Annotated in this window: 31 protein-coding genes; 11 read left to right on the top strand and 20 right to left on the bottom strand. The window is 59.5% G+C overall.

Features of this window, described 5'->3' with window-relative positions; translation table 11 throughout:
- Nucleotides 1-194 precede the first annotated feature (194 nt).
- From TRL7639_RS03160 to TRL7639_RS03150, 3 genes are all read left to right on the top strand, one after another.
- The gene (locus TRL7639_RS03160; protein ID WP_085794331.1) at nucleotides 195-488 is read left to right on the top strand and encodes a helix-turn-helix domain-containing protein; all 294 of its coding nucleotides are present in this window, start codon (nucleotides 195-197) and stop codon (nucleotides 486-488) included.
- Nucleotides 489-517: 29 nt separating this feature from the next.
- Nucleotides 518-1060: a hypothetical protein gene (locus TRL7639_RS03155; protein ID WP_235820240.1), complete on the top strand. Its 543-nt coding sequence runs from the start codon at nucleotides 518-520 to the stop codon at nucleotides 1058-1060.
- Between the two features lie 120 nt (nucleotides 1061-1180).
- Nucleotides 1181-2704 carry a trimethylamine methyltransferase family protein gene (locus TRL7639_RS03150; protein WP_085794330.1) on the top strand — a complete coding sequence of 508 codons (1524 nt, stop codon included), beginning with the start codon at nucleotides 1181-1183 and terminating at the stop codon, nucleotides 2702-2704.
- Between the two features lie 4 nt (nucleotides 2705-2708).
- Here TRL7639_RS03150 and TRL7639_RS03145 read toward each other — a convergent pair whose 3' ends face one another.
- Nucleotides 2709-3476: a sulfite exporter TauE/SafE family protein gene (locus TRL7639_RS03145; RefSeq protein ID WP_085794329.1), complete on the bottom strand. Its 768-nt coding sequence runs from the start codon at nucleotides 3474-3476 to the stop codon at nucleotides 2709-2711.
- 143 nt (nucleotides 3477-3619) lie between these two features.
- Here TRL7639_RS03145 and TRL7639_RS03140 point away from each other — a divergent pair, with 143 nt between their 5' ends.
- Complete coding sequence (locus TRL7639_RS03140; protein WP_085794328.1) at nucleotides 3620-5311, top strand: acyl-CoA dehydrogenase family protein; 1692 nt, start codon at nucleotides 3620-3622, stop codon at nucleotides 5309-5311.
- A 289-nt stretch (nucleotides 5312-5600) separates the two neighbouring features.
- Nucleotides 5601-5990: an META domain-containing protein gene (locus tag TRL7639_RS03135; protein WP_085794327.1), complete on the top strand. Its 390-nt coding sequence runs from the start codon at nucleotides 5601-5603 to the stop codon at nucleotides 5988-5990.
- On the opposite strand, the gene recO is transcribed toward TRL7639_RS03135, so the two are convergent.
- Entirely contained in the window at nucleotides 5974-6699 is a 726-nt protein-coding gene (recO, locus tag TRL7639_RS03130; RefSeq protein WP_085796234.1) for a DNA repair protein RecO, read from the bottom strand. The two genes, TRL7639_RS03135 and recO, sit on opposite strands and share 17 nt — an antisense overlap.
- Before the next feature lie 121 nt (nucleotides 6700-6820).
- On the opposite strand from recO, the gene TRL7639_RS03125 reads away from it, so the two are divergent.
- A complete protein-coding gene (locus TRL7639_RS03125; RefSeq protein ID WP_085794326.1) occupies nucleotides 6821-7126 on the top strand; it encodes a hypothetical protein in 306 nt (101 codons plus the stop codon).
- A gap of 5 nt (nucleotides 7127-7131) precedes the next feature.
- Here TRL7639_RS03125 and TRL7639_RS03120 read toward each other — a convergent pair whose 3' ends face one another.
- From TRL7639_RS03120 to folK, 11 genes are all read right to left on the bottom strand, one after another.
- Nucleotides 7132-7461 (bottom strand): DUF1491 family protein, encoded by a 330-nt coding sequence (locus tag TRL7639_RS03120; protein WP_085794325.1) that lies wholly within the window; start codon nucleotides 7459-7461, stop codon nucleotides 7132-7134.
- The gene (era, locus tag TRL7639_RS03115) at nucleotides 7458-8366 is read right to left on the bottom strand and encodes a GTPase Era (protein WP_085794324.1); all 909 of its coding nucleotides are present in this window, start codon (nucleotides 8364-8366) and stop codon (nucleotides 7458-7460) included. The genes TRL7639_RS03120 and era overlap by 4 nt, the downstream gene beginning before the upstream one ends.
- Nucleotides 8367-8444: 78 nt before the next feature.
- Nucleotides 8445-9128: a ribonuclease III gene (gene rnc, locus TRL7639_RS03110; RefSeq protein ID WP_085794323.1), complete on the bottom strand. Its 684-nt coding sequence runs from the start codon at nucleotides 9126-9128 to the stop codon at nucleotides 8445-8447.
- Entirely contained in the window at nucleotides 9125-9940 is an 816-nt protein-coding gene (gene lepB, locus TRL7639_RS03105; protein WP_085794322.1) for a signal peptidase I, read from the bottom strand. The genes rnc and lepB overlap by 4 nt, the downstream gene beginning before the upstream one ends.
- Nucleotides 9941-9980: 40 nt before the next feature.
- Nucleotides 9981-10427, bottom strand: coding sequence for a holo-ACP synthase (gene acpS, locus TRL7639_RS03100; RefSeq protein ID WP_085794321.1), 447 nt, complete (start codon nucleotides 10425-10427; stop codon nucleotides 9981-9983).
- Complete coding sequence (locus tag TRL7639_RS03095) at nucleotides 10424-11047, bottom strand: LysE family translocator (RefSeq protein WP_085794320.1); 624 nt, start codon at nucleotides 11045-11047, stop codon at nucleotides 10424-10426. Before TRL7639_RS03095 ends, acpS begins: the two co-directional genes overlap by 4 nt.
- Nucleotides 11044-11790 (bottom strand): pyridoxine 5'-phosphate synthase, encoded by a 747-nt coding sequence (locus TRL7639_RS03090; protein ID WP_085794319.1) that lies wholly within the window; start codon nucleotides 11788-11790, stop codon nucleotides 11044-11046. Before TRL7639_RS03090 ends, TRL7639_RS03095 begins: the two co-directional genes overlap by 4 nt.
- A gap of 33 nt (nucleotides 11791-11823) precedes the next feature.
- Nucleotides 11824-12477 (bottom strand): DUF2062 domain-containing protein, encoded by a 654-nt coding sequence (locus TRL7639_RS03085; RefSeq protein ID WP_085794318.1) that lies wholly within the window; start codon nucleotides 12475-12477, stop codon nucleotides 11824-11826.
- 30 nt (nucleotides 12478-12507) lie between these two features.
- A complete protein-coding gene (locus tag TRL7639_RS03080; protein WP_085794317.1) occupies nucleotides 12508-14640 on the bottom strand; it encodes a RelA/SpoT family protein in 2133 nt (710 codons plus the stop codon).
- Between the two features lie 28 nt (nucleotides 14641-14668).
- Nucleotides 14669-15022, bottom strand: a complete 354-nt coding sequence (gene rpoZ, locus TRL7639_RS03075; protein ID WP_085794316.1) for a DNA-directed RNA polymerase subunit omega — start codon at nucleotides 15020-15022, stop codon at nucleotides 14669-14671.
- A gap of 94 nt (nucleotides 15023-15116) precedes the next feature.
- Nucleotides 15117-15689, bottom strand: coding sequence for a 2-amino-4-hydroxy-6-hydroxymethyldihydropteridine diphosphokinase (gene folK, locus TRL7639_RS03070; RefSeq protein ID WP_207559630.1), 573 nt, complete (start codon nucleotides 15687-15689; stop codon nucleotides 15117-15119).
- 131 nt (nucleotides 15690-15820) lie between these two features.
- Between folK and TRL7639_RS03065 the strand changes: the two genes are divergently transcribed.
- From TRL7639_RS03065 to TRL7639_RS03045, 5 genes are all read left to right on the top strand, one after another.
- A complete protein-coding gene (locus TRL7639_RS03065; protein ID WP_085794315.1) occupies nucleotides 15821-16396 on the top strand; it encodes a LabA-like NYN domain-containing protein in 576 nt (191 codons plus the stop codon).
- A gap of 268 nt (nucleotides 16397-16664) precedes the next feature.
- Nucleotides 16665-17615: a 4-hydroxy-3-methylbut-2-enyl diphosphate reductase gene (gene ispH / locus TRL7639_RS03060; protein WP_085794314.1), complete on the top strand. Its 951-nt coding sequence runs from the start codon at nucleotides 16665-16667 to the stop codon at nucleotides 17613-17615.
- A complete protein-coding gene (locus TRL7639_RS03055; RefSeq protein ID WP_085794313.1) occupies nucleotides 17612-18211 on the top strand; it encodes a class I SAM-dependent methyltransferase in 600 nt (199 codons plus the stop codon). Before ispH ends, TRL7639_RS03055 begins: the two co-directional genes overlap by 4 nt.
- Nucleotides 18204-18671 carry a ribonuclease HI gene (rnhA, locus tag TRL7639_RS03050; RefSeq protein ID WP_085794312.1) on the top strand — a complete coding sequence of 156 codons (468 nt, stop codon included), beginning with the start codon at nucleotides 18204-18206 and terminating at the stop codon, nucleotides 18669-18671. Before TRL7639_RS03055 ends, rnhA begins: the two co-directional genes overlap by 8 nt.
- Nucleotides 18668-19297 carry a trimeric intracellular cation channel family protein gene (locus TRL7639_RS03045; protein WP_085794311.1) on the top strand — a complete coding sequence of 210 codons (630 nt, stop codon included), beginning with the start codon at nucleotides 18668-18670 and terminating at the stop codon, nucleotides 19295-19297. The genes rnhA and TRL7639_RS03045 overlap by 4 nt, the downstream gene beginning before the upstream one ends.
- 141 nt (nucleotides 19298-19438) lie before the next feature.
- On the opposite strand, the gene speB is transcribed toward TRL7639_RS03045, so the two are convergent.
- From speB to def (TRL7639_RS03010), 7 genes are all read right to left on the bottom strand, one after another.
- Nucleotides 19439-20272 (bottom strand): agmatinase, encoded by an 834-nt coding sequence (speB, locus tag TRL7639_RS03040; protein WP_085794310.1) that lies wholly within the window; start codon nucleotides 20270-20272, stop codon nucleotides 19439-19441.
- Between the two features lie 66 nt (nucleotides 20273-20338).
- Nucleotides 20339-20578: a GlsB/YeaQ/YmgE family stress response membrane protein gene (locus TRL7639_RS03035; protein ID WP_085794309.1), complete on the bottom strand. Its 240-nt coding sequence runs from the start codon at nucleotides 20576-20578 to the stop codon at nucleotides 20339-20341.
- A gap of 1 nt (nucleotide 20579) precedes the next feature.
- A complete protein-coding gene (locus tag TRL7639_RS03030) occupies nucleotides 20580-20816 on the bottom strand; it encodes a hypothetical protein (RefSeq protein WP_085794308.1) in 237 nt (78 codons plus the stop codon).
- Between the two features lie 13 nt (nucleotides 20817-20829).
- Nucleotides 20830-21735 carry a methionyl-tRNA formyltransferase gene (fmt, locus tag TRL7639_RS03025; protein ID WP_085794307.1) on the bottom strand — a complete coding sequence of 302 codons (906 nt, stop codon included), beginning with the start codon at nucleotides 21733-21735 and terminating at the stop codon, nucleotides 20830-20832.
- A gap of 8 nt (nucleotides 21736-21743) precedes the next feature.
- Nucleotides 21744-22241 carry a peptide deformylase gene (gene def / locus TRL7639_RS03020; RefSeq protein ID WP_085794306.1) on the bottom strand — a complete coding sequence of 166 codons (498 nt, stop codon included), beginning with the start codon at nucleotides 22239-22241 and terminating at the stop codon, nucleotides 21744-21746.
- Entirely contained in the window at nucleotides 22238-22732 is a 495-nt protein-coding gene (gene def / locus TRL7639_RS03015; protein WP_085794305.1) for a peptide deformylase, read from the bottom strand. Before def (TRL7639_RS03015) ends, def (TRL7639_RS03020) begins: the two co-directional genes overlap by 4 nt.
- Nucleotides 22733-23251: a peptide deformylase gene (def, locus tag TRL7639_RS03010; protein WP_085794304.1), complete on the bottom strand. Its 519-nt coding sequence runs from the start codon at nucleotides 23249-23251 to the stop codon at nucleotides 22733-22735.
- Between the last annotated feature and the right edge of the window lie 18 nt (nucleotides 23252-23269).

The following is a 23269-nucleotide window of genomic DNA, read 5'->3' as shown; positions in this document are numbered from 1 at the left end:
GGCACCGGGCAACGCAATGAAAGGATCTTATTGGCTGCCACCACTCACAAAAAAGCAGCCTAACATCATGTAGCTTACGCCATTGATTTCATGTGTCAATATGATACTTAATGAAATCAGTAACTTTTGGCTGCGACACTGTCGCGACTACGTGCCATTGAGATCAACAAGTCACTGAACAGGCAACTGAAATTATGTGTGAACTTTCGAAACTGGCGGAACTTAGAAAACTCATGCTCAGCATGGAGCGTTCGCTGGGATTACAAGACCTTACACCGGTTGAACGTGACATCTACTATGCCGCCAACGAGCTGTCAGAAAATGGAAACGGGGTTCGAACCGTAGGTTTGATCGAACATACCCTACTCGAAACCGTTTCTCGCCCTACGTTTTTTCGTGCGCTGAAATCCCTGGTCAACAAAGGGTACTTGTCGCACTGCAATACGGTGAACAGAGGGCAATATACGGTTAATGGACCGGGAATCTAATACGACAGCAACGCCCGGCGGACTCGTACGTGCATTCGCTGGTTAAAGAAACACTTATTGCTTCGGGCCTCTATCTCGCAGCCTTTTTGCTTGTATTCGAGGTGATTACCCCGTTGCAAAGCATGTTCTTTCCCGAGTTTCCAAGCCGGGCAAGTTTGCTATTCTTGCCGCACGGAATCCGCGTTCTAACCGCGTGGCTGCTTGGATGGCGTGCCATTCCCGCGCTTTTACCAGGTGTTTTCCTCGTCTTTCTTTATGTCGGCGGCATGGACGTCTTCATGCCGAGCAGGCTCGCAGCAATTGCAATCGCCGTAACCGTGGCGCCTGCGGTTTTCATGCTACTTGCACTGGTTGGACAGGACATTCGCCCGCAACCCGGGAAAACGCCGTGTTGGCCTTGTGTCATGGGTGTCGGGATTGTCACCTCGATCTTGACCGCCTTGCTCACCAATATGGCATTTGGCAGTGCAACCGTCGAATACGTGGCCTACCTGATCGGTGACATATTTGGCCTGTTCTTCTTGATGCTGGGTCTGCTCTACGTCTTCCGCTACATGCGCGGCCGCTCTTGATCCAGGGACTTTCCAAGTTCTGAAAACTTGATTTACGGATACCGCAACCAAGCCGAGGAGCTTGAGCCGTGTCCCCTTGCTCGTGTCTAGTTTTGTCATGAATGAAACGAGGCTGCAGACGTGACATCGCGAGACAAACACCGTGCCCGGAGATCTGGACGCAAGGAACGCCACGCACAACGTGCAGCTCCACCCAAAGTAAATCCCTGCCCCCCGGGACAGATCGGTGGGCAATACAAGCCTTTGTCCGATGGCGATCTAGTCGCGATCTTCGAAACAGCGCTTCGCTTGTTGGCCAACCTCGGAATGGGAGAAACTCCAGACAAGCTCGCACATGCCTTGATCAAGGCCGGGGCAGTCCAAGCCGGAGATCGCTTGCTGCTGCCTGAAACCTTGGTGCGCAGCGCAGTTGCCACGGCCCCGAGCAAGTTCACGCTGCATGGTCGCGATCCCGGTCGCAGCATCGAGGTCGGCGGACAACATGTGCATTTCGGAACCGGAGGAGCCGCAGTTCAGACCTTGGACCTCAACAACGGTCAATACCGCCCGTCTACACTGCAGGATTTGTGTGATTTCACCCGCCTCCAGGATCGGTTGACCAACATCAGCTGGTTCACGCGCTGCTGCATCGCCACAGACGTCGAGGATACGTTCCAGCTGGATGTGAACACCGCATATTCCCTGATTAGACACACAACCAAACCCGTTGCCACCGCATTCACCCTTGCGGAACACGTCAGCCCCATCGTCGACATGCTCGACATCGCTGCTGGCGATCCAGGGGCCTTTGCACAACGCCCCTTTCTAAAGGCGCACATTTCACCGGTGATCTCTCCGATGCGCTATGCTGAAGACGCCGTTGACGTCACCTTTGCCTGCCTCAAACACAACATCCCTGTTTCTTGCATCACCGCTGCCCAAGCCGGAGCCACCGCCCCCGCCACCCTCGCTGGTTTCCTGGCACAGTCGCTGGCAGAAACACTCGCCAGCCTTGTCATGGTTCAGGTTATCAAGCCCGGCCATCCCATGGTGTTCTCTAACTGGCCACTGGTCATCGACCTGCGCACCGGGGCCTTTGCAGGCGGCGGCGGAGAGATCGCCGTCCTCAACGCGGCTTCGGCTCAATTGTCCAACTGGCTGGGCCTGCCCTCGGGCGTCGCGGCTTCGATGACCGACGCCAAAGCCTTGGACGCGCAATACGGGGTTGAAAAAGCCATGACCTCTCTCGCGGCGGCCTTGGCCGGAGGCAACCTGATTTACGAAAGTTCGGGTATGACCGCCTCGCTTCTGGGAGCCAGCTTCGAGGCCTTTGTGTTGGACAACGAAATGCACGCGCACACTTACCGAGCGCTACGCGGCGTCGAAGTGACGCCCGAGAACCTGGGCTTTGATGCAATATGCGAAGCCATATTGGGCGAGGGCCATTTCCTGGGCGGAGCACACACGCTTTCAGCCATGGAAAGGGATTACTTCTACCCCCAGATCGCTGATCGCGACACGCCGAAGACCTGGGAAGACAAAGGCGCCCCCGATGCCTGGTCGGTGGCTCGAAAGACGGCGCAAACCATCTTGGCGGAACACCACCCCAACTATCTGACGCCAGAGCAAGACCGCGAAATCACGGCCCGCTTGCCGATCCTCTGATCGCTTAACCCATCAGCGCGCGGCGTAGCAAGTTCAGCGCCGCTACCAGCAGCACAATCAGGGTGATGCGGCGGAATGCAGCTTGATCGATCCGATCCTGCAGCTGCCCCCCTGCCCACATCCCAAGAACCCCAGGCACGACCAAAGCAAGCGAGAAGATCACCGTCTCGCCGCGCAGGATGCCAGATGCGAGATGCGCACCAACCAGCGCCACGGCTCCCAGCCCGTAGATCACCCCCTGCACTCGCATCTGATCTGCCTTGGGCGTATTGAGTGCCGTCAGATAAGCCACCGTAGGCGGCCCCCAGACGCCCGCCATGCCGCCCACGAACCCTGCGACCGCCCCGGTCGCGGCTTCGATCCGCGGCGAAGGGGCTGACAGCGAAAAGCGCAGGCCCAAAAGCTGCATCACCGCAAAAAGCGCAACCGGAATGGCGATCATCAACAGAAAGGTGTCCGCATCCACCCGTGTCACCAGTTGCGAACTGATCAGCAAAAAAATCAATCCAACGATCAGAAACACGCGGAACCGTTTGACCGATGTCACCGCCGCGCGTGCGCCCTGCCCCAAGGCCTGCATCCCATTGGTCACAAGTGTCGGAATGATCAGCCCCGCCAAGGCCCAATCAGGGGGCAGCACCATGCTCAGCCCGGCAATTGAGATCATTGGCATGGCAAAACCCACCATGCCTTTGATCAGTCCAGCAATGAACAAGACACCAAAGGCCAAAGCCCATTCAAAGGGGCTGAGGATCGAAAACAGAGTCGTCATGCCCCACCAATATCACCCCTGGCGCACGCTGCACTGCAAAAATGATGACGCAACAAATGAACCAAACGTGGGGTTTCTGCGTATTTATGTTGCGCTGCATGTGCAAAATGATATGACCAAGCCAAGAACAGAGGAATTGATTCATGGCCCATGACGGACAGGATATGACGACGATGACGAACCCCGTGATTTTGCCCGACCTTCTGACATTGACCGGCGCGGCGATTGCCCCGGTCGACGCCGTGTTCGACGCCGCCCGTGCTTCGGTCCGCGACATGGTGAGCACCGATGGCAAGATCTCGGGCGCATTGATCGAGGCCAACCAGACTGCCGCACATGGCCTGGCGTGGCTGGCAACCTATCAGAACTCGCTGCAACAAATGCAGCGTTGGGCAGAAGCGCTGCAAGCCGACGGCAACTTTGGCGAGATGGAGCAGTTGCTGCACCAAATCGCGTTCGGTGAGTACCTCCACCAGATCGCAGGTGGCATCCCGATGAACCAGACCGAGGTCGTGCGCCTGCAGGACATGGGGCTGGGTTGGGACGCGCTGTCGGGTTTCCAATGCGCTGAAGTGCAGTCACTGATGTCCTCTGCCAACAGCCAGGCCGCCCGTTCGCGCCTGGTTGAGCTGATGGAAGAGCAAGCAGGCGCGACCATGTTCGGGGCATCCGGCCTGGACGAAGAGCTAGAGATGATCCGCGATCAGTTCCGTCGTTACGCGCAAGAAAAAGTCGAGCCCGAAGCGCACGAATGGCACCTCAAGGATGAGCTGATCCCGCTCGAGATCATCAATGAATTGGCGGAAATGGGCGTCTTTGGCCTGACCATCCCCGAAGAGTTCGGCGGCTTTGGCTTGTCCAAGGCCTCCATGTGCGTCGTATCGGAAGAGCTGTCGCGCGGCTACATCGGCGTGGGTTCTCTGGGCACGCGTTCGGAAATTGCGGCCGAGCTGATCATGGCAGGCGGCACCGACGAGCAGAAAGCCAACTGGCTACCCAAGATCGCCAGCGCGGAAATCCTGCCCACGGCTGTCTTCACCGAACCCAACACCGGCTCGGACCTGGGCTCCTTGCGCACCCGTGCAGTCAAGAATGCTGATGGCGACTACGAGGTCACCGGCAACAAGACCTGGATCACCCACGCGGCCCGTACCCACGTGATGACCCTGCTGGCACGCACCGATCCCAACACCACCGACCACCGCGGTCTGTCAATGTTCCTGGCGGAAAAGACACCCGGAACGGACGAGAACCCCTTCCCTACCCCCGGCATGACCGGCGGCGAGATCGAGGTGCTGGGTTATCGCGGCATGAAAGAATACGAACTGGGATTCGACGGCTTCAAAGTGAAGGGTGAGAACCTGCTGGGCGGCGAAGAGGGCAAAGGCTTCAAACAGCTGATGCAAACGTTCGAGTCGGCTCGCATTCAGACTGCCGCCCGCGCAATCGGCGTGGCACAATGTGCGCTGGATATCGCGATGCAATATGCACAGGATCGCAAACAGTTCGGCAAGTCGCTGATCAACTTCCCCCGTGTGTCGGGCAAACTGGCGATGATGGCGGTCGAGATCATGGTAGCGCGTCAGTTGACCTATTTCTCGGCCTGGGAAAAAGACCACGACCGTCGCTGCGACCTTGAGGCGGGGATGGCGAAGCTCTTGGGCGCGCGCGTGGCCTGGGCTGCGGCGGACAATGGCCTGCAGATTCACGGCGGCAACGGCTTTGCGCTCGAATACAAGATCTCTCGCGTTTTGTGTGACGCGCGTATCCTTAACATCTTTGAAGGCGCCGCAGAAATCCAGGCGCAGGTCATCGCCCGCCGTTTGCTGGGCTAAGCTTCAACATCAGAACATTCCCCGACTGGGCCCGGTTTCAAACACCGGGCCTTTTCTTTTCCGGCACGCCGGTTCCTCTGACAATCCCCTGCCACAATCTGCGCGGCCTTTGGCCTTGCGTCCTGCGGACGGCAGGGGGGCCAGGCTCATGCGGGCAAAGCCTGCATGAGCCTGGCCCAACGGGAGGAGATGTCCCGTCAGGGACATTGACGACGGGCGGGAGCGCTCCGCCATTGCAGAGCACCGGGCATCTCAGTTACCAACGGCGCAACCCATCCGGAGAGCCGCAATGCGAACCTTGCTCATTTTGCCCTTTCTTGCCCTGTTGCAGTGCAGCTCAGACGAGACCATCGCCGCCTATGGTGCTGCGGGGCTGAGCTGGGAATTGCAAAGCATCGACGCAGATCGCTTCTCTGTTCCCGTCACTCTGACGTTCCCCGAAACTGGCCGAATAGCGGGGCAAGCACCGTGCAACGCCTATCGCGCGGCCCTTGATGCACCCTACCCCTGGTTCGAACTCAAAGCATTCGGCGCCGATACCGCTGAATGCCCCCACCTAGTCGAAGAAGGCACCTATTTCGCCGCCCTTCTATCGATGACTCAATCCGAAGTCTCTGGGAATACCCTGATCCTGCGCAATGATGCGGGCAATGAAATGGTGTTCACAGCCGCCGAGTGAAGGCGTCAACGAACCGACCACGCGCTTCCGGCAGGGGCCGAGATCCCAAGGCAGGCGCCAATCGATGTTCCAGAAAATACCCGGTGGTGCGCAAAGCTCGAGCCACCTCGCCATCCGAGGCGCCTCCCTGGCCCAGCATCACCGGAGGCAGGTCCAGCAACCGGTCGACCCATTGCCCTGCCCCCGCACGCGAGACGGCGCGCCCCGATTTGGGCGAAACGTAAGCCAGATCCTGATCCGAGCCGGTTACCGCACAGGCAGACAGATCCATTCCAAATCCCAGCTCATCCAGCAGGGCCATTTCCCACTGCAAATACGCCAGCGGCCAGATCTCGTCCTGCCCCAACAAGTCCAAAAGCTGTTCTGACCGTCGGTATAGGTCCGAATGCGGCTCCCGTTCGGGCAAGGCAAATGCCAGCAGGCTTGTCACCGCATTCAGCCCCGACAGCGGCAACCGCCCCGACAGCGCCACAGCCGCCCGGCTGCGCAGGGGCTCGACCTGATAGCTGCCCAGGTGATCCTCAAGCCGCGCGCGCCACAGCAGGTCCAGTTGCGCACCGGGCTGCAGGATCGGGGCAACCTTGCGACTGGTGCCCCCACGAACAACACCCGCATGACGGCCGTGCCCTTCGGTGAACACGTCGATGATCGCCGCGGTTTCCCCGTGGCGCCTGACCGTCAGCAAAATTCCATGATCGCGCCAGTCCAAGAAACGGCCCCTCAAAACATCCAAGGCCAACAGAACGCAACCTGCGAGACGCTGCAAGCCCACTTGACTCCCCGCGCGTCGCCACCATTATTTAACGTAAATGTTAAAAAGGAGTGACCCCATGCGCGCAATCACCATCACCTACGCCTATAGCGGCGACGAAACAGTCTGGCGAACTGCCATCGACGCCTTTGTTTCGGCATTGGATGCGGACGAGAAGTTGGACGGTCGTTTTTCGTACCAAGTTGCAGTTGCCGATGACAAAGAAACTCGCATCCATTGGGGTCGCTGGGACACTGCTGAAACCTTGGCTCACGTGCAATCCCAGCCCTACTTCAAGGACTTTGCCGACAAAATTAGAGAGTTCGCAGGTGGAGCACCGACTGCGACTGGCCATGACATCGTCACCAAAACCGGAAATTGGTGAGGGTACTACTCCAGCCCCTCATCTCGCAGCAGATGCCGTCCCTGGCGGTCTTCGACCTCGATCACCCATAGATCCGGGTCAAACCCGCGTTGGCGCGCAATGGCGGCGTCTACATCCATCTCGGCACCTGATGCCAACTCGGACCACGCCCGTTCGCCCGTCATCAGATTGTATTCCCGCTGATACGCCACCGCCTGCCCGTCCAGCGTGTTCAGTTTGACCAGAACGGCACCGGCGGTGTCATCGCCATGGGCCACGACAAAGGCAGGAATTTCCTGAAACCTGAGCCGCGCCAGATAGGCCTGAACCCAAAACTCGGCCGTCAGCCGGGTCATGCGTTTCCGTCTTTGAAATCAAGACCCATCTCGGAATAGCGCTCGGCTTCGTCCAGCCAATTGGGCCGCACCTTGACCTGCAGGAAGAGGTGAATCTTGCGGTCCAGAAACTCTTCCAACTCGGCCCGTGCCGCCTGGCTCACCGCCTTGATGGTCTCGCCGCGCTTGCCCAGAACGATCCCCTTGTGCCCGTCGCGGACCACATAGATCACCTGATCGATCTTGGCCGAGCCGTCTTTGCGCTCTTCCCAGTTTTCGGTCTCGACCGTCAACTGATACGGCAGTTCCTGATGCAGGCGCAGGGTCAGCTTTTCGCGCGTCATCTCGGCCGCGATCATGCGCACTGGCAGATCCGCGATCTGATCTTCGGGATAGAGCCACGGGCTTTCCGGCAGCTTGCCCGCCAGCCAGCCGCGCAGGTCGTCGACACCATAGCCGCGCTCAGCCGAAATCATGAAGGTTTCCGCGAATGCGTACCGCTCGTTCAAATCCTGGGTCAGGCCCAGCAGGACCTCGGACTGCACCTTGTCGATCTTGTTGATCGCCAGTGCCACCGTGCGGCCTTGCCCGATCTCCTCCAGCCCCTCCAGGATACGCTCCACACCTTCGGTGATGCCGCGATGCGCCTCGACCATCAGAACGATGACATCGGCGTCCGCCGCCCCACCCCAGGCGGCTGCGACCATGGCACGGTCCAGCCTGCGCCGTGGTTGGAACAGGCCGGGTGTGTCGACAAACACCAACTGGCTGTCACCTTCCATCGCGACGCCGCGAATGCGGGCGCGGGTGGTCTGCACCTTGTGGGTCACGATCGACACTTTTGCGCCGACCATGCGGTTGAGCAACGTGGACTTACCCGCGTTGGGTTCACCGATCAGAGCGACAAATCCGGCACGTGTGGTCATGGACAACCTCATTTTTTCGAAGGTGCGGTATCTAACCGAGTTTCACCGAAAGGACCAGAGCCTGCAAATCTTTGTGGCTTACGCCTTGGTTAACGCCTCAAGCAGCGCCTTGGCCGCAGCCTGTTCCGCCTGCCGCTTGGCCCCTGCGGTGGCCTTGGCCTCGGTCCCGTCCTGTAGGCGTGCCACGATGGTAAAGACCGGTGCGTGATCCGGGCCTGACCGCGACACCTGCTCGTACACGGGCGGTTTCTGGCCTCGGGCCTGCGCCCATTCCTGAAGCGAGGTCTTGGCGTCGCGCGCGTCCGCCTCAACGGTCGTCACGCGGTTGCCCCACAACCGCAGGATCATCGCCTGCGCCGCGTCAAAGCCTCCGTCCTTGTAAACGGCAGCGATCACCGCCTCCATCGCATCGCCCAGCAGGGCCTGCTTGCGGCGACCACCCGACATCATCTCGGACCGACCAAGTTTCAGCACCACGCCCAGATCAATCTGACGCGCGACATCGGCGCAGGCCTCTTTGCGCACCAAGGCATTGAAGCGCGGCGCCAGTTGGCCCTCGGTCGCCTTCTTGTCGTGATCCAGCAGAGCAGTTGCCATCACCAGCCCCAGCACCCGGTCGCCCAGGAACTCCAACCGCTGGTTGTCGCCCCGCGTCGGCGACGAGATCGAGCCGTGGGTCAGCGCGCGCACCAGCAGCTCGGGCCGGGCAAACTCATGCCCGATCCGCTCTTGGAACTCTTTCAATTCGGCTGAAAGTTTCACTCGACCCCCTTGAAGAAACGATCACTCCGCCAGGTCCAGAAGAACAGCATCGACCGCCCAGCAGACGAGAACATGATGCGATCCGCGCGACCGATCAGGTTTTCATAGGGCACAAAACCAACGCCCCCAGCCGACTGCGGCAAACGGCTGTCGCTGGAGTTGTCGCGGTTGTCACCCATGAAGAAGTAATGACCCTCGGGCACCGTGTAGATGCCGGTGTGGTCCGACGCTTGATTGCCAATGTTCAAGATTGCGTGGCTGACCCCATTAGGCAGCGTTTCGATCTGGCGCGACTTTTCGCAGATGCCACCCTCGCCCACGGGGCCGTTTTCACAGCGTGGGCGCAGGCGCTGCGGGCCTTGCTCGGCATAGACCTCTTCGAACACACCATCGTCCTGGACCTTGACCGCGGTGCCATTCAGGTAAAGCTGCCCATCCTTGATCTGGACCTTGTCGCCCGGCAGGCCGATCAGGCGCTTGATGTAATCCCGACCCGACACCGGGTGGCGGAACACCACCACATCGCCACGCTCGGGCTCACCGCCCCAAATACGCGTGTTGTCGCCCTTGGCCCAGCCACAGATATCCTCGGCATCAACGATCAGGCTGGGACAGGAAGCATAGGAGTAGCCATAGGCCATTTTATTCACAAACAGGAAATCACCGATCAGCAGCGTTTCCTTCATCGAACCTGACGGAATCCAGAACGGTTGAAAAAACAGCGTGCGAAAGACACCAGCAATCAGCAGGGCATAGACGATGGTCTTGACCGTCTCCAAGATGGCGTTTCCTGATTTGGCTTTGGTGGCCATTCGGTTCTCCGATCCAATCGATCCAATAAAGTGTTTGAGGCTACATGCGGGCGGGGTCAGGGTAAGTCAAGGCATCCGCCCCGGCATCGCCCACGGGGCGCGCCTCGATCACCACAAAGGCCTGAGCCCAAGGGTGATCATCGGTCAAAGTCACGTGAATGATGGCCTCGTGCCCTTCGGGCGTCATCTCTTTCAAACGCTCAGCGGCCCAACCGGTCACATGCATCACCGGCTGCCCGGTGCGCAGATTGGTAACCGCCATGTCTTTCCACGCGATCCCCATACGCAAGCCAGTGCCAAGCGCCTTGGAGCAGGCCTCTTTCGCGGCCCAGCGTTTGGCATAGGTTCCGGCGGTGTCATGGCGCCGTTCAGCCTTGCGCTGTTCGATATCTGTGAACACACGGTTGCGAAACCGATCGCCGAACCGATCCAGTGTGCCCTGGATACGCTCGATGTTTGCCAGATCTGTGCCGATGCCCAGGATCATGACAACCGGACCGTCAGGATTTTGTAGCTCGCCACCCCGAAGAACCCGGCAAAGGCCAGATCAAACCAGCGCCGTGCGCGGCGATAGCCGTTGACCATGCGCGCGGACGAGAACAGAAATGCATAGCCAATGAAGATCAGCAGCGATCCCGCATATAGCATTCCGAAGTACCCCAGAAGCATGGCAAGGCTCGCGTCATTGGGGGCCACGATGGCATAGATTGATCCCCAGCTCAGGATCGCTTTGGGGTTGGTCAGGTGGATCGCCGCGCCTTTGGCAAAGATCGTGCCAAGCGAGCCTTTCACCGGATTGCCAAGTGCAACCTCATCTGACCGCAACGCCCGCAGTAACGCCTTGATTGCCAACCAACCCAGGTAGGCAACACCGACATAGCGGATCACCTCGAACACCCAGACATTGGCCAGCATGATCGCCGACAACCCAAGTGCTGCCGCAATGCCCCACGCCGCCGATCCCGCGCAGATGCCAAGCGCAAAAGCCAAACCAGCCCGGCGGCCTTCGGTCATCGCGGTCCCGGCAATGCCCATGGTGGCGGGACCGGGTGAACCGCCCGCCAGCAACCAGGCAATCCAGATCGCGATGAAGCCGGGCGTGATCATGCGCGCGCCTCATCCATCAGGCGGCGCATTTCTTCAATGGCCGGGGGCAGCCCCCGAAAGATGGACTCACCAATCAGGAAATGCCCGATGTTGAGTTCCATGACCTCGGGAAACGCAGCAATCGGCTTTACCGTGTCATAGGTCAGCCCGTGGCCTGCATGAACCTCCAACCCCAAGGACGCCGCAAAGGCCGACATCTCGCGCAGGCTTTCCAGCTCACGGTCACGTTCTTCAAAACGCCCCTCCGCGTGGGCATCGCAATAGGCGCCGGTGTGCAGCTCGATAACTTCGGCCCCGATCCGGTGCGCCGCTTCGATCTGGGCGCGGTCTGCGGCGATGAAGATCGACACCCGGCAGCCCGCCTCGCGCAGCGGTGCGATGTAATGGGCCAGTCGGTTTTCCTCGCGCGCGACTTCCAGCCCGCCCTCGGTGGTACGTTCCTCGCGCTTTTCGGGCACGATGCAAACCGCATGCGGTTTGTGGCGCAGCGCGATCTTTTGCATCTCTTCGGTCGCGGCCATCTCGAAATTCAAAGGCACTGACAGAACCTCCATCAGCCCGTCAATGTCAGCGTCCGAGATATGGCGACGATCTTCGCGCAGATGCGCAGTGATACCATCAGCGCCGGCCTCTTCGGCCAGCTTGGCCGCACGCAGCGGGTCAGGATAGGCCCCACCCCGTGCATTGCGCACTGTGGCGACGTGGTCGATGTTCACACCAAGGCGCAGTTTGTTGCCCGACATCGTTCGATTCCTCTTGTTCAGTTCCCGGCGAACCTAGTCCGCTTTGGCCAGCGGGTCAGCCTCGACTTCGGCTTTTTTACGGATGGCATCAAACTTGGCTTTGATCTTTTTCCGGCGACGCAGCTGATAGGCCCGGATCAAGGGCAGACTGAGCATATACATGATCGTGGCCGTGATGATCCCAGGCAGAATGCCCCCAACCAGATAAGGCAGAAACACCTCATGATAGAAAACTGACAAGCCATGCCAGTCGGCGACATCTGAGGTGAAAATCGACTTGAGATTGTGCCACAAATCCGCCCCAGCCTGTTTGAACTTGAGCCCCAGCGAAGCGTCATGCTTTTCAAACTCGGTCCCCAGCATGAAATGCCCGGTTCGCAAAGATACGGCGGCGATGATGATAAAGGTCAGCGGGTTGCCAAAAAACGTGCTCATCAAAGAGGCCAGAATGTTGCCCCGCACCACATAAGCCACAAAAGCTGCCACAAGAAAATGCAAACCAAAGAGCGGCGTAAAGCTGGTGAACACACCGGCCCAGATCCCGCGCGCAATTCGCTCTGGTGAATCTGGCAAGCGGCGGACGCGGTGCTTCACGTAATGAAAGGCCCGGGTCCAACCACCGCGTGGATACACCAATTCCGAGGCGATCTGCACTGGCGTGCGTCGGTCTCGGCGTTTGAATACCACCCGCGTGTTCCTTTCCGTGCCAAAACGGCTTTAGCTAGCCCCGGATTTCCCCGGGTTCTTCTCGCGATACCGTTCAACAGCGGCCACGTCACTTTCAGCTTCAAGCATCAACATCAAAGAATGAAGTTGTTCAATATCCCGCAGCTCTGCGTTGACCATCAATCGGTAAAAGTCCGGTTTCCTGTCCACGATTTCCAAGTTCGAGATATTGGCCTTTTTCTCGCCAATCAATGTGCAAATGCGTCCCAGGACACCCGCGTCGTTGCCAATCGTCAAATCAAGCGTCGTGCCATAAACGGCGGGGTGGGTCCCTGCATGCCAATGCAAGTCGACCCAGCGTTCGGTCTGATCCTCGAACTCGCTCAGCCGGTCGCAATCGATGGAGTGCACCACAACGCCCTTGCCACGATAGGTGATGCCCAGAATGCGCTCGCCCGGCAGCGGCTGACAACATGGCGCGCGCTCAAAGCTCTGGCCCGGTTCCAGACCAATCACCGCCCGGCGCAATGGGATCGCGTCACCCTCATCCGGTGCCAATTCCGGATAGACTGCCTGAACCACGTCATGCGCAGTCAGCTCAGCGCTACCCAAACGCGCCAGCAACTCATCGCGATTTTTCAGGCGCAGATTCTTGGCCGCGGTATCCAGCGCCTTGTCTGTCGATTTGCGCTGTACATGTTCGAAGGCCGAGCGCGCCAGCTCTTGCCCCAGCTTGATGAACCGCTCGCGATCCACCTCGCGCAACGCGCGGCGAATGGCGGTGCGGGCTTTGCCGGTCACCGCGATGTCCAACCATGTCACCTGCGGTGTCTGACCTTCGGCGGTGATGATCTCGACCGATTGCCCGTTCTTCAGCCGCGTCCACAGTGGAACACGAATACCGTCCACCTTCGCCCCAACGCAGGCGTGCCCGATCCGTGTGTGGATGGCATAGGCATAGTCCAGCGGCGTTGCCCCGCGCGGCAGCTTGACCACGTCACCCTTGGGCGAAAAGCAGAACACCTGGTCCGAATACATCTCAAGCTTGACGGCTTCGAGGAAATCCTCGTGATCCTCTTCGCTGTCAAACTGCTCTGTCAGGTTCGCGATCCACTTGGCCGGATCCACGGCAAAGGGGTTCTGGGTGCGTACGCCGTCCCGGTACGACCAGTGCGCTGCAACGCCCGTTTCGGCCACGTCGTGCATCTGGCGGGTCCGGATCTGCACCTCGACCCGTTTGCCATCGCGCCCCGAGACCGTGGTGTGGATCGACCGATAGCCGTTCGACTTGGGCTGGCTGATGTAATCCTTGAACCGTCCCGGAACAGCGCGCCATCGCTGATGGATTGCACCAAGGGTTCGGTAACAGTCCTCTTCGGACTGCGTGATGATACGAAACCCGTAGATGTCGGAAAGGCGCGAGAACCCCTGCTCTTTCTCCTGCATCTTGCGCCAGATCGAATAGGGTTTCTTGGCGCGACCAAACACCTCGGCCTCGATCCCTGCCTTTTCCAACTCATACCGCATATCGCCGGTGATGCGGTGGATCACATCGCCGGTTTCGCGCTGCAAGGTGATGAAGCGGCGGATGATCGATTGGCGACCTTCGGGGTTCAGGACGCGGAACGCCAGATCTTCAAGCTCTTCGCGCATCCATTGCATGCCCATGCGGCCGGCAAGCGGCGCATAGATGTCCATGGTTTCTCGCGCCTTGACCACCTGCTTTTCCGGGCGCATCGCCTTGATCGTGCGCATGTTGTGCAGACGGTCAGCCAGTTTGACCAAGATAACCCGCAAGTCCTTGGACATGGCCATGAACAGCTTGCGAAAGTTTTCTGCTTGCTTGGTTTCGCGGCTCGACAGCTGCAGATTGGTCAGCTTGGTGACCCCATCCACCAACATCGCCACTTCGTCGCCATAGCGCTTGGCCACTTCGCCATAGGACGCTTTGGTATCCTCGATCGTGTCGTGCAGCAGGGCTGTGATAATGGTCGCATCGTCAAGCCGTTGCTCGGTCAGTATGGCAGCAACAGCGACAGGATGTGTAAAATAGGGCTCGCCGGAATGGCGGAACTGCCCTTCGTGCATTTCCTCGCCAAAGTCATAGGCATCAGCGAGGCGTTCAGCATTTGTTTTTGGATTGTAGTTGCGGACCAGCGCAATCAGATCTTCAGCTGCAATCATGTCCGGTCCGCATTCCCATCAGGGCGGTTCAGCCCTGCCCTTGAGCTTCCATCAGCGCGCGCAGCAGTTTTTCTTCGGACATGTCGTCCTCGGCCGGCTTGTCGGAATCGGCGCCCATCAGCAGTGCCATCTGATCTTCTTCGGGCTCGTCGACCTCAATCTGGGTCTGGTTGCTCTCGATCAGACGCTCGCGCAGATCTGCGGCGCTTTGGGTCTCGTCCGCGATTTCGCGCAGCGACACGACAGGATTCTTGTCGTTGTCGCGATCAACGGTGATGGCTGCACCTGCAGAAATCTCGCGCGCACGATGGGCGGCAAGCATAACCAGTTCAAACCGGTTCGGTACTTTGTCTACGCAGTCTTCAACCGTCACGCGGGCCATTGGGCAATCTCCAAAGTGAAACCTTGTCCAGAAGGGGTGTATGTAAGCGCGAATCCCCTGCTTGACAAGCAGGAAACGACATCTTCGCAGCAGTTCAAAGCGCCACCACCTCGGCCAGCGCATCTGCAGGCAAATCCGCAGTCAACTCTCGGATGGTCTTGCCGCTCACCGGATGGCGCCAATCGGGTGCCACATCGCATGCCGGAACCAAAGCAAAGGCCCTGTCCTGCAGCCGCGGATGCGGTAAGATCAGCTGTTCCGGCGTCGCGCGCACCTGTTCGTCGAGGGGCAGGCTATGCCATTGATCGAATGTTTTCCGATCAGGTAAAATCAAATCCTCGAACAGCAGCACATCCAGATCCAGAGTTCGCATGCCCCACCGCTGTTCGCGGGCCCGTCCGAACTCGTGTTCAATGTCATGCAACACCTGCAGAAGACCTGCGGGGGGCAATTCGGTCTCGACCCGAATCGCGGCATTGACATAGTCGGGGCCCGCGCCCGCTGGGAAGCAAGGGGTTCGGTAAAATTGGCTGATTCCGCGAATCACCAACCCCATTTCCGACCCACGTTCAATGGCCTTCCGCAAGGTCAATTTGGGATCAGCCCCTTGAAAAGGTAGGTTTCCGCCCAACGCGATAACCGCATTTGACCGATATTGTGTCAACATTGACCCCTGTTCATAAAGATATCATACTTGCGATACACGCGAATTCTCCTAAGTTAATGGCACCATTTCGCCGATTTAAGCACTCACTCACGGACAACAGGGCGAATGGATTATACCGGAAGGACATATTTATGTTTTACAAGGACGAACGGCTAGCGCTGTTCATCGACGGTTCGAATCTTTACGCCGCCGCCAAAGCACTGGGCTTCGATATCGACTACAAACTGCTGCGCCAAGAGTTCATGCGCCGCGGAAAGATGCTTCGTGCTTTTTACTACACAGCGCTCCTGGAAAATGACGAATACTCGCCGATCCGACCCCTGGTCGATTGGCTGCACTACAACGGCTTCACCATGGTGACGAAACCCGCGAAAGAATACACCGACAGCATGGGCCGCCGTAAGGTCAAGGGAAACATGGACATCGAACTGACGGTCGACGCCATGGAGCTTGCGCCCCGTGTCGACCACATCGTGCTCTTCTCCGGCGACGGCGACTTCCGCCCGCTGGTGGCCAGCCTGCAGCGTCAGGGTGTGCGCGTCTCGGTTGTTTCGACCATCCGCAGCCAGCCACCGATGATATCGGACGAGCTGCGCCGCCAGGCCGACAATTTTATCGAGCTCGAAGAACTGCGCGATGTCATCGGACGCCCGCCGCGCGAGATGCCGATGGAACCGCGCAGCGTTGCTGCGGCTGCCGGACAATAACAGCGACCGCCTATGCTGCTTGGGCAAGCCGGACGGTGCCCCCAAGCGCCATCAGAATAAAGACCCCGATCCATGCGGATCGGGGTCTTTTCAAATCTATACATCACTCCCCCACTTGACCGAAATAAGCCCAGTAAGGTCGCTGATCTATGCCCAGGTCACTTAATGCCTTCTTGATACAAGGCGCCCGTGTCAGATTCGTGACAACATCCCGCACTGGACCTGACGTCGGCAAAGCCTTACCTGTCCCCCGCAAGGAGACGCCAACATGACCAAACAGCCCCTCACTTTGTACCTGGCCGCCCCCCGCGGGTTTTGTGCCGGTGTTGATCGCGCCATCAAGATCGTGGAAATGGCACTCGAGAAATGGGGCGCGCCGGTCTATGTCCGCCACGAAATCGTGCACAACAAATTTGTGGTCGACGGACTGCGTGACAAAGGCGCGGTCTTTGTCGAAGAGCTGGACGATTGCCCTGACGATCGACCGGTGATCTTTTCCGCCCATGGCGTCGCGAAATCCGTCCCGGCCGAGGCCACCCGCCGCAACATGGTCTATGTCGATGCCACCTGCCCCCTGGTCAGCAAGGTGCATGTCGAGGCGCAGCGCCACTCGGACGCAGGGCTCCAGATGATCATGATCGGTCACAAGGGCCACCCAGAAACCATCGGTACGATGGGTCAACTGCCCGAGGGTGAGGTTTTGCTGGTTGAAACCGTTGATGACGTCGCCACAGTTCCGGTCCGCAATCCCGAGAGCATCGCCTATGTCACGCAAACCACGCTGAGCGTCGATGACACCAAAGACATCGTCGCAGCACTACAGGCCCGGTTCCCAAAGATCGTCGGCCCCCACAAAGAAGACATCTGCTACGCCACCACCAATCGGCAAGAGGCCGTCAAAGCCATCGCGCCCAAAGTGGACGCAATGCTGGTGGTGGGCGCACCGAACTCCTCCAATTCGCGCCGGTTGGTCGAGGTGGGATCGAAGGCAGGTTGCAATTATGCCCAACTGGTCATGCGCGCCGAAAACATCGACTGGCGCGCGCTGGAAGGCGTTGCCTCTGTCGGCATCACTGCCGGCGCGTCTGCACCCGAGCTGCTGGTCAACGAGGTGATCGATGCCTTCCGCGCCCGTTTTGATGTGACTGTCGAAACAGTTGAAACAGCTGTCGAAAATGTCGAGTTCAAAGTCCCGCGCGTTCTACGGGTGCCCGCATGAGCGACAAGCAGACACTCGACGTCTATGCCGAAGCTGCGCAGCAATACGCGGACGGCTATGCCCGCGCCAAGGACGCCGACCAGAAATCAGACCTGCGCGGCTTTCTGGAATTGATCCCAGAAGGCGGGTATGTGCTGGACCTGGGTTGCGGCCCCGGCCATTGGGCCGCCCGGTTCAAGGCCGAAGGGCTGCAGGTCGACGCTACAGACGCCTCGCCCGCAATGGTGGCGCTGGCCAAGTCCGATTTTGGCGTCGATGCGCGGGTGGAAAGTTTTGACCAGATGGCAGCCGTTGGAATCTACGATGGCATCTGGGCCAACTTCAGCCTGCTGCACGCCCCACGAGAAGATTTCCCCACCCATCTGGCCCGCATCCACCGCGCCCTGAAACCGGGTGGTGCGTTTCACATCGGCATGAAACTGGGCAGCGACCAGGGTCGCGACAGCCTGGGCCGTTTCTATTCCTATTTCAGCGAGGATGAATTGCGCGAGCATCTAAAGACCGCAGGCTTCACCGTGACCCGCTCGAAACGCGGCAACGGTGAGGGGCTGGCTGGCGGCGTCGAAACTTTTGTTACGATGACCACCCATGCCTGAGCTTTTTGCCTATACCGATGGAGCTTGTTCGGGCAATCCCGGCCCCGGGGGTTGGGGCGCATTGCTGCGCGCGATGGACGGCGAGACAGTTGTGAAAGAACGCGAACTGAAGGGTGGCGAGGCTGAAACCACCAACAACCGCATGGAATTGCTGGCTGCGATCAACGCGCTCGAGGCGCTGGAACGGCCCACGAAGATCACCGTCGTCACCGACAGCGCTTATGTCAAAAATGGCGTCACAGGGTGGATCTTTGGCTGGAAGAAGAACGGCTGGAAGACAGCGTCGAAAAAGCCGGTAAAGAACGTCGACCTGTGGCAACGCATTGATGAGGCGCAACAACGCCATGACGTGACATGGGAATGGGTCAAAGGCCACGCGGGCCACCCCGAAAACGAACGGGCTGACGAGTTGGCACGCGCGGGTATGGCCCCATTCAAACCCAAGAAAGCCAAAGCGTGAGCGCGCTTGCGCTGCTCGATTATGCCTCCGTCCTGGTCTTTGCCCTGACCGGAGCGCTGGTCGCCAGCCGGGCGCAATTGGATCTGGTGGGGTTTGCGTTTGTGGCTTGTCTGACGGCGGTGGGTGGCGGCACGGTCCGTGACCTATTGCTGGATCGGAACCCTGTGTTTTGGATTGGGGAACCCAGCTATGTCCTCATCGCTTCGGCTGCGGCCCTGCTGGTGTTCTTTACCGCACATCTGGTCGAGAGCCGGTACAACTGGCTGATCTGGCTTGACAGTTTTGCCCTGGCCATAGCAGTGGCCGCCGGCACTGGCGTTGCGCTGACGATGCAACAACCGCCGGTCATCGTGGTGCTTATGGGCATGACGACAGGGTGCCTGGGTGGGCTGATGCGCGATGTGGTTTGTAACGAAATCCCTCTGGTTCTGAAGCAGGGCGAGCTTTATGTGACCTGCGCCCTAACAGGTGCCCTGGTGGCGCTGATCTCGGATACGCAAGGTTTACCGCAACTCACAACCTTGGGATTGGCAGCCTTGACATGCTGGGGCCTGCGAGCCGGTTCGCTGATCTTTGGCTGGCGTTTGCCCGTCTACAAAAGCCGCCCACCGCGCGATCACGGTTAAGGGGGCACTCCCGCCCGTCGTCAATGTTTCTGGCGAAACATCTCCTCCCGTTGAGCCAGGCTCACGCGGGCTTTGCCCGCGTGAGCCTGGCCCCCTGCCGTCCGCAGGACGCAAGGCCGACAGGCCGCGCAGGTGGCAACGTTAGCGCAGGAACCGTGCTCCGATCTCTTTGACGAATTTCGCAGCCACCATCGCCGTGATGCCATAGGGATCGCGGTGCGGGTTCAACTCGACAATATCGGCACCCACCAATTGTCCTTTGAACCGCGCGATCAGGTCGATCACCTCGCGAGTGCTGAGCCCACCCGGTTCATGATGCGACACCCCTGGCGCAAAAGCCGGATCAAGCCCGTCCAGATCCAGCGACAGATACACCGGCCCGTCAAACTCTGGCGTAAGATCCGCCCGCCAGCCGTGCATATCCACAACCTCGACCCCGAAGCGCTCAGCCTGCTCGCGCTGATGCGCGTTCATCGTGCGGATGCCCACCTGCATCAGCCGTTTGACCTGCCCCGTTTCCATCACCCGCGCGAAGGGACAGCCATGCCCCAAGGGGCCGATGTCCTGTTGATCATAAAGGTCCGGGTGGGCGTCGATGTGCAACACGTTCAGCCCGTCATGGCGATCCGCATGGGCCTTGATCAGCGGGAAAGACACCGAGTGATCGCCGCCCAAAGACAAGAGCCGCGCGCCGGTGTCCAACCGCGAGCCCGCGCCTGCCTCGATTGCGGCAATCGGCTCGGGTCCCCGCTGTTCAAACACATCCACATCACCGGTGTCTTTGACACGGTCCGTCATCCCCAGATCTGTGCCATCCTCGGCCGTCAGGTTGGCCGCCCCTGAATGCAACGCCTCGCGGATTCGGGTGGGGGCAAAGGCGGGGCCCTGCAGGAACGAGCTGTGCAGATCCAGCGGCACCCCCATAAGGGCCAGATCGTCTGGCCCCAAATCCTCGACCTGCGCATGCGTGATCATGAAACCCTCTCCTGGAATAGCTTTTCCAGCAGTTGGCGACCAAAGACATCAAGCGTCAAGCCTCTGTCAGGGTTTGCGAATATAGGTCTTCCAGATCCAGATCACCAACAGCGCACCAAGCACCGCGCCGACAAAGCCCGACAGAACCCCCATCACGCTGGACAGAAAGCGCAGGACAAAACCACCCACAAGCGCGCCGATGATGCCGATGAACATGGTGGTGGGAATGTCGGCCTCGATCCGCATCAGCCGCGTGGCCAGAAATCCGGCCGCGGCCCCTATCACGATAAGCGCAACAACCGTCATGTCAGCGCCTCCAATGGAACGGCACGATGATCAGTGCACCAATGCTCGACACAATGGCGTTCATGCCCGGAGAAGCAAAGCCGATCCCGAACATGATGCGAATGAAATAGAACAGAAACGCGCCACCGATGCAGATGATCATGGATTGCAGGATGCCATTGTGGGTCCAGCCCGTGCGTTCCGAGGCATAGCCAATGATTCCGGCGATCACCACGGTCCCCATCAGCGTCATGAACATCGCGTCATCCTCTTCAGAGCTGCGCGCCCTTGGCCACCGGCATACCGCGCAGGAATACATCCCTATCCTGCGCACCCTTGCCCGCCCGTTGCAAGCGCAAGAGGGACACGGCGCCATCGCCACAGGCCACCGTCAGCGCGTCGTTCAACACCTTACCCGCAGCACCCGTGCCATCGGCAAGCCGCGACGCCAGCAGTTTCACCCGCTGCCCGTCAATCTCGGTCCAGGCACCGGGAAATGGCGACAGGCCCCGGATCTGCCGATCCACCTCTAACGCTGGTTTGGTCCAATCAACCCGCGCCTCGGCCTTGTCGATCTTCTGCGCATAGGTCACGCCCTCGTCTGGCTGCACTTTGGGCGTCAAATCGGGCAGCTGTGCCAAAGCATCTACGATAGCCCGTGCACCCATGCCCGACAGGCGGTCATGCAGCTGGGCCGTGGTCTCTTCGGTCTCAATCGGCGTAGCCACCCGCAAGAGCACAGGACCCGTGTCCAACCCGGCCTCCATCTGCATGATGCAGACACCGGTTTCCGCATCGCCTGCCATGATCGCGCGATGGATGGGCGCGGCCCCGCGCCAGCGTGGCAAAAGGCTGGCGTGAATGTTCAGGCATCCCTTTGCGGGCGCGTCCAGCACCGCCTGCGGCAGGATCATACCATAAGCCACAACCACGGCCACTTCCGCGTTCAGCGCAGCGAACTCGGTCTGTTGCTCAGCCCCTTTCAAAGAAACGGGATGGCGCACTTCCAGCCCCAGCTCCACCGCCCGGGCATGCACTGGCGTGGGGCGCTCTTTCTTGCCACGGCCTGCAGGGCGCGGCGGCTGGCAATAAACAGCCGCAATCTCATGCCCTGCCCCCACCAGAGCATCCAGCACCGGCACCGAAAACTCAGGCGTTCCCATGAAGATGATGCGCATGATTTGCCTCAGCCGTTCAGTTTCTTTGCCTTGCGCAACAGCATGTCGCGTTTGACCTTGCTGAGGCGGTCGAAATACATCTTGCCGTTCAGATGGTCGATCTGGTGCTGCACGCTTGTCGCCTCGATCCCGACAAAGTCGCGCCGGTCCACCGCGCCGTCCTCATTCAGGAACCGCACCGTGACCGCACGCGGGCGTTTGATCTTGGCCGACATGCCCGGCAGGTTCGGGCTCGCCTCGTCATGCTCGCGCAGTTCGATTGACGAATGCAGGATCTCGGGATTGGCCAAGCGCACTGCACGGCCCCGTTCGGTCGACCCATCGACGACGGCCAACCGCAGCATCACGCCGATCTGATTGCCCGCAAGGCCCACACCGGGCATCGCCTCCATCGTGTCGATCATGTCGGTCCAGATTTCACGGATCTCGTCGGTGATCTCGCTGACTGGTGCGGCCTTGGTGCGCAGGCGCTTGTCGGGCCACGGCAAACATTTTCGGACGGTCATGTGTTCATTTCCTTGTAGTGCGCCTCGGCTGTACGGCGGGCGATCTCATCAAGACGGTCAAAGGTGACCATGCCGTTGAGATGATCAAACTCGTGCTGGATGCAGCGCGCCTCGAACCCGTCGAAATCGGCCATGTGGATGTCGCCCTCGGGCGCGGTCCATTGCACAGTGACAGCACGGGGGCGCGAGACCGAGACCATGATGCCGGGGATCGACAGACAGCCCTCGGGACCGATCTCTTCGGCGCGCTCGGCCGCCATGATGAAGGGGTTGATCATCGCCAAGGGGGTCGGCTCCCCCTCTTTCCAACCGCAATCCATGACAAAGACGCGCTTGAGCACACCAATCTGCGGCGCGGCCAAACCGCGCCCCTGTGCCGCATACATCGTATCGAACATATCCGCGATCAGCGCGTCCTCTGGACCTGTCACCGGCGCACATTGCGTCGCAAGCCGGTCGTCAGGCCAGGTCAGGATCGGCCGCACCGCCATTCAGGCGCGCGCCCGCTCACGCTTGAGCTTTTGCATCTTGCGCGTGATCATCTGACGCTTCAGCGGCTTGAGGTAATCGATAAAGAGCTTGCCATCCAAATGGTCGATCTCATGCTGTACGCAAGTGGCCCAAAGACCATCGAACACCTCTTGGCGGGCATTGCCGTTCTGGTCCATCCACGCGACCTCGACCTCGCGCGGGCGGGTGACTTCGGCGTATTGATCCGGGATCGACAAGCATCCCTCTTCATAAACGTTTAGGTCGTCCGAGGAGGACACCACTTCGGGGTTGAACATCATCAACGGACGTGGAGTCTCGCCCTCTTCTTTGGTGCAGTCCAAAACAATCAACCGGTTCAGCACACCGATCTGCGGCGCGGCCAAACCAATGCCCGGCGCGTCATACATCGTCTCAAGCATGTCATCGGCCAGCTTGCGCAAATCGTCCGAAAGATCGGCCACAGGATCACACAGCTTTTTCAGGCGTGGGTCGGGATGGATCAGAATGCTACGTTTCATGCCGGTGATTTAGGGCAT

Source organism: Falsiruegeria litorea R37 (assembly GCF_900172225.1).
In the GTDB taxonomy this organism is placed as follows: Bacteria; Pseudomonadota; Alphaproteobacteria; order Rhodobacterales; family Rhodobacteraceae; genus Falsiruegeria; species Falsiruegeria litorea.
The sequence above is the reverse complement of the archived record's forward strand: the minus strand, read 5'-3'. Positions and strand labels throughout refer to the sequence as shown.